The organism is Cupriavidus sp. MPR-AND1C, assembly GCF_058809705.1.
Map to the genome: position 1 here is coordinate 1 of NZ_JBXASU010000170.1, position 5,514 is coordinate 5,514.

At 57.3% G+C, this 5,514-nt stretch carries 5 protein-coding genes; 1 reads left to right on the plus strand and 4 read right to left on the minus strand.

What is annotated here, in order from left to right; genetic code table 11:
* Positions 1-1,098 (plus strand): ISNCY family transposase (locus AC1RWI_RS37560; protein ID WP_492870838.1); only part of this gene is annotated, 1,098 nt, incomplete at its 5' end.
* Between the two features lie 714 nt (positions 1,099-1,812).
* Here AC1RWI_RS37560 and AC1RWI_RS37565 read toward each other — a convergent pair.
* The 4 genes from AC1RWI_RS37565 to AC1RWI_RS37580 all read right to left on the minus strand — a co-directional run bounded on the left by AC1RWI_RS37565 (position 1,813) and on the right by AC1RWI_RS37580 (position 4,018).
* The gene (locus AC1RWI_RS37565) at positions 1,813-2,034 is read right to left on the minus strand and encodes a hypothetical protein (RefSeq protein WP_144409989.1); all 222 of its coding nucleotides are present in this window, start codon (positions 2,032-2,034) and stop codon (positions 1,813-1,815) included.
* Between the two features lie 402 nt (positions 2,035-2,436).
* A complete protein-coding gene (locus tag AC1RWI_RS37570) occupies positions 2,437-2,859 on the minus strand; it encodes a DUF4279 domain-containing protein (RefSeq protein WP_492870839.1) in 423 nt (140 codons plus the stop codon).
* 107 nt (positions 2,860-2,966) lie between these two features.
* The gene (locus AC1RWI_RS37575) at positions 2,967-3,818 is read right to left on the minus strand and encodes an RHS repeat-associated core domain-containing protein (protein WP_492870840.1); all 852 of its coding nucleotides are present in this window, start codon (positions 3,816-3,818) and stop codon (positions 2,967-2,969) included.
* The gene (locus tag AC1RWI_RS37580; protein ID WP_492870841.1) at positions 3,776-4,018 is read right to left on the minus strand and encodes an RHS repeat domain-containing protein; all 243 of its coding nucleotides are present in this window, start codon (positions 4,016-4,018) and stop codon (positions 3,776-3,778) included. Before AC1RWI_RS37580 ends, AC1RWI_RS37575 begins: the two co-directional genes overlap by 43 nt.
* Between the last annotated feature and the right edge of the window lie 1,496 nt (positions 4,019-5,514).

A 5,514-nucleotide genomic window follows, 5' to 3' on the forward strand; every position in this document is an offset into this window, starting at 1 on the left:
CCCACGCTGGCCTGCGAGAAGCTGCGCGAGCGCCATGGCATCGTGCTGGCCAAGGAGACGGTGCGCCGGATCATGATCGACGCCGGCTTCTGGGTGCCCAGGAAGCTGCGCCCGCCCAAGGTGCACCAGCCAAGGAACCGCCGCGCCTGCCTCGGCGAGCTGGTCCAGATCGACGGCAGCGACCATGCCTGGTTCGAGGAGCGGGCGCCGGCTTGCACGCTGCTGGTCTATGTCGACGACGCCACCAGCCGGATCATGGGGCTGCGTTTTACCCACTCGAAGGCCACCTTCACGTACTTCGCCGCGACGCGGGCCTACCTGGAACGCCATGGCAAGCCGATGGCGTTCTACAGCGACAAGGCCAGCGTGTTCCGCGTCAACAATCCGAGCGCGACCGGTGGTGACGGGCATACCCAGTTTGCTCGGGCCTTGTTCGAACTGAACATCGAGGGTATCTGTGCCAACAGCAGCCAGGCCAGGGGCCGCGTGGAACGGACACACCTGACCCTGCAGGACCGACTCGTGAAGGAACTGCGCCTGCGTGGTATCAGCACGATGGAGGCCGCCAACGCCTTTATGCTGGAATTCATCGCCGACTACAACGCACGCTTTGCGAAGGTGCCTCGCAACAGCCACGACGCCCACAGGCCGCTGCGCGATAACGAGAACTTGGATTTGATCTTTACATGGCGCGAGTCGCGCTGTGTGTCCAAGAGTCTGACGATCCAGTACGACAAAATGCTCTATCTGTTGGCCGACACACCGGAGCATCGGAAGCTCGCAGGGCGCTACATTGACGTCTATCACTACCCGGATGGCCGGATAGAGCCACGGGTAAATGGCACCGCCCTTCCCTACGCAATCTACGATCGGCTGTCGGAAATCGATCAAGGTGCGATCGTCGACAACAAGCGGATCGGACACGTCCTGCTATTGGTGCGAATCTGCGGCAGCTCAACAGAACGGCAATTGGCAACTACGATATCCAACCACTCGAATGCCGGAGGGGCGTATCGTGGGCGGCCTCAACGGGCACTTCATGATGCAGTGGCTCGGAGTAGGTCTGGATCGCCGAAGATGTCAGAGGCGAGCGGATAGGCTCACGCCTCCTGTTGCAGGCGGAATCCAGCGCAAGGCCAGAAGTTCACGCTCGGTGGGCTCCTCGCACCACGTTCAGACCGTCATAGGTGGGAGTGTGTCACCATGAGCGTATCGGCCGCAATCCAACAAGCAACCGCGAAGCCAATGTGAAAAACGGCACTTTATATTCGAGTGGCTCTCGTTCTCACGCCATTAATTTCAATCTCGACGTAAATTTTATGTTTATCTATGTAGTGATTGATGGTTTCGATTAGATCGGACATGTTCTCCGCTTTGTCCCCGAATATCATCTTCCCGGCTGGCATTGGAGATAGCCCATTTCGATCTCGTGGATAAATATTAAACCCGCGTCGCGCTCCGCGCTCATATGGCACATAAACGGGGAATGCACGTATTAGCCTCACATTATCCCACTCCATTGTTTGCCATGTGGCCCCAAAATAACTTCTCGATATCCCACGATCACTCAATACAATATCGGACTTGCTCGCAAGCATGAAGAAACCGCCTACGCCAAACAATGAGATAGTACATAAGAGAAAAATTGCTCCGCCCAACAGCCCGTCGCGTGAGATCATGAAACCGAGAAAAGTGAATAACCCAATCATTGTGCCAATCCAAATAGGAGCCAGATTACGATCTTTAAATTTATACACCTTCTCTGAACATTGGTGACTCAATCTTTCAGCACTCATATGATCCTCCGTATGGCTATGGGCAATAGATGTCATTCTGATTTATCGGCCAAAACCCGTGCCTACTATTAGGATACATCGCAGCAGCGATCGCACCAATAGCCCCCGCAAAAGCGCCGAAGCTGTTGGCAATCGTCCCACCAAAGGCCGCCGCGCCGCCAGCACCAATCATGGCAACCTCACCACTGGCGAGTGGTGCGAAGGCGCCAATTGCTACTCCAAGGCCGATGCCTTCCAAAGCATCGTTACCTGTTAGGAAATTTCCGAGTGCAGTGGCGGCTCCGCCGGCCGCTCCACTCTCGGTAACGAAGGAACCGTACCGTACTGAATACCGGCATCGAACGTGTAGGTGTAGGTGGCGTCGGCTGCCGTGAGGCTACCGCCAATCAATGTCTGTTCGTACACCGCGCGCCGACATCGGCACAGCGGAACTTGGGTACCTGCTTGTAGGCATCGAGCGTGCGCCCCGTCATGCGAACGAAGCCGATATGGACGGCAACACCCCGACCGTACATGTGGCTGCGGCGTGCATTGTGCTGCAAGCTATCCACGGCTGGTAAGCGGGTCGTTCAAGATCACAAGACCCCCTTCCTTCAAACTCGATTTATGCAGCGCCACTACCTACATCAATGTAGTCCATTCATTCTCGCACAACGTCCACAGTCATGCGTATCGGAAGTCCTAGTTGAGCTAACGATACAAGGACATCTGGTTTGATATCCAACTCGCATTTCGCATCACCGTCCAAATTGCTAGACAGCGCAACAAAGACATCAATATAGGCGTCTTCGACATTAGCAATCTCCGACAACGGCTTTCCAGTCGGAAAGGACCGAATGAGTCGCGCTAGATGATCGTCAAGCGATGTCGATCCCAACTCAACACTCCATGCCCAGCTCCCCTGTTTCACGAGAACCTCGCGCCCAGAAGAAGTCACACGCCGCTCGCCCTTCTTCTGTGCCCTTGAAGGGACAACACCAACTTCACGAGTAACTGAATCTGGATCAAGGTGCTCTCCATTCAAATAGAGAGCAACAATTATCTTTGGTTCGTCAGGGCTCATTTTGGCTTCTCACCGTTAATGTTCCCAACAACATCTCCAGCAGGATCGTAAACGTCACCGGCATCAGGATCGACCCCAAAGTTATCCTTCCCACGACCGCCGCAGACTTATTTAATACCGTGGAATCTTCCCTTGCCATCGCGAGCGCCCACACCATTCCTTCGATCCCATTCGGCAGATCCCATATCGCCAGGCCAAACACCAGGGGGGAATGCACTAGCTTGCGCTGAAGGGTTGAGCCATCTATCAAGCGCAACCAACCCTCCGCCTATCGCGGAACCAATGCCAATATCGGCCAAACTTATCCCTGCTGCTTCTAATACGGGCGGTATTAACGCCAGACACATCGGGCACTTACCAGTCGGATCTGCATATCTGAGAGGAATGCCGCCGACATAGGCATAGAGATTATCACCACCAGCGAGCCCGATGGGGGCCTCGGCCACGAAACGCCCGAAAGCGGTGTGGTAGTAACGTGCCCAATAATAGTATAGGCCAGTGCCATCATTCTCGCGCCCCGTGTACTGGGTCGCATTACCGCCGGCCTCGCCGCTAGCGGTGGCTGCCCCGTAGGGCTCGTAGGCATAACTGGTCTTGACCAAACCAGTGCCGTCCGTGAGCGCCAGCGTGCTGCCCAGCGCATCGGTGACGAAACTTCGAGTGCCGACAACCGTATCGGTGCGGCTAAAGGTCTCGTCAAGACCCAGGCCAGTCAGCAAGCTCGCGGTCGACGAGCCTCCTGTTCGTTCCTGCACGACGTTCAGGCCGTCATAAGCGAAGGCGGTGGCCGTGCCGCCCACCGTCTTGCTGCTACGCCGATTCAAGCTGTCATAGCTGAAGCTGGCTGTGGTACCGCCAGTGAGCGCCGTAAGGCGACTACGCGAGTCCCAAGTGTAGGTCAGGCTGCCATCGCTGGTCAGGTTGCCTTTGGCATCATAGGTGAGGCTTGCCCCCCCCAATTGCTCAACCTGTTCGCGGCGTTGTAGCTGGCGCCGCTCACGGCGGCCGGCAGAGTCATATTGGCCAGGCTGCCGCCCAGCTGGGTGCGCCGTCCGGCCGCATCATAGCCATAGCTCAGGTTCCCGGGTGCCGTGCCGCCGTTGGCATAGCTGATGGAAGTCAGCTGATTCGCGATGTCGTAGCCAAAGGTGGCCACCACACCGTTGGCAGCATCAGCGTACTGCGCCGGCTGGCCGCGTCATAGGCGTAGCTGACGCTCCCCTGCGGGGTCGTCTCTCCAGTGAGCCGGTCAAGGCCGTCATAGCTGCGCGTGAGCGTGCCACCGACGCTATCTGCAAGCTGGGTGACCCGGTTACCGGCATCGAAGGTCTAGGTGACAGTGGCGCCGGCTGCCGTGAGGCTACCGCCAAACAATGTCTATCCGTACGCGGCTGAGATGCGCCGGTTCAAGTCGTCATAGGTAAAGCCGGCGATCTTGCCGCTACGGTCGGTTGGACCAAGTTGTCCCGTCCGCCGTAGGTGTATCGCTCGATTTGCAGCAGTGGGTCGGTCTTGCTGGCGAGCCGATCCTTGGCGTCATAAATAAGCAAAGCTCGTTTGCCCGCGCCGCACGTCGATCAGGGCCCGTCAGCTTGTTATCTGCCTGCTCTGCGCCAGGAATGGTGGCGTACATTTGGCACTACGAACCAGCCGACCGGCGAGGCTTCACCATCATGCACATTGATACACGATACACGCTAACTAGGCGCGAAAACGAGCGGCCGTGATCCAGGGATTGCTCCGATCGAACATCGCCTTTGCTATCGGCGCTTGCTAAGCGCACGTGAACGGCCTTACCGATTCGAGGCACTCGCGCGGCACCGCGGTCAATGAAAAGCGCGCGGCCATGTTGATGTTGCCTGCGGTGACAGAACCGCCCCACCCTGAGCGGATCTCGGTCGTCTCAGGCGAGCCCCACCGCTCGACGGTCAATCCCAGAAAGAACCCAACCCCGCACAAAAGGCACGACCGCACTGACATTTCTAATTAGCCAGCCGACTGACATCTAAAAACAGCCTAGACATGGCAGACATTGTATTTTTTGCTACCTCTATCATTTTCAGCCAAATAGGTCGCATACCTTTACCCGATCAGCCGGAAACGGATCTCGACAACCGTCAACCCTGACCCGGGGCACCTCGCAGGCATTTTGGGCTCAAGCTTGATCGCCGATCGTCTGCGTTGCGACTCGACGTCCTTTGCCCGCCTTATGCCGGGAGATTGTCTGCGTGGCTGCCACGGCAAGGCTATGTGCTTCCGCGCATCTAGCGGCAATTGCAATGTCCGTCCAGTCATTGGCCGACATGGAAGCCGGGCCAACGCGTAGTGCCGGGCGTGGGAAGCGATTGCGGCATGGGACACACTGAAAAGCCAGGATAGCGATCACGCGGGTGTACGTGTCGTGGTGTTCCTGGAGATAGAGGGTGAGGAAAGCACTTGAAGGTTTTGAAGAACTGCTCGCATTGAATCTCCAGACCATGAAGGTGGCGCGGTCCGAGACCGCGAGGCAAAAGACAAAGTGGCGGCTTACGCGCAACCGTCATCCCCGGTATAAACCCTGAGCCCGCTGCGCAACGAAGGGAAAGCTGGATGAAGGCTTGCCATGCCTACGATGCAAGGGCTGCTCTCATGGCCGGGACACGCGTCCCGCCCGCG

Coding starts and splice junctions, on each gene's coding strand:
- AC1RWI_RS37570 (WP_492870839.1), bottom strand. CDS start 2,859: ATGAGCCCTGACGAACCAAAGATAATTGTTGCTCTCTATTTGAATGGA.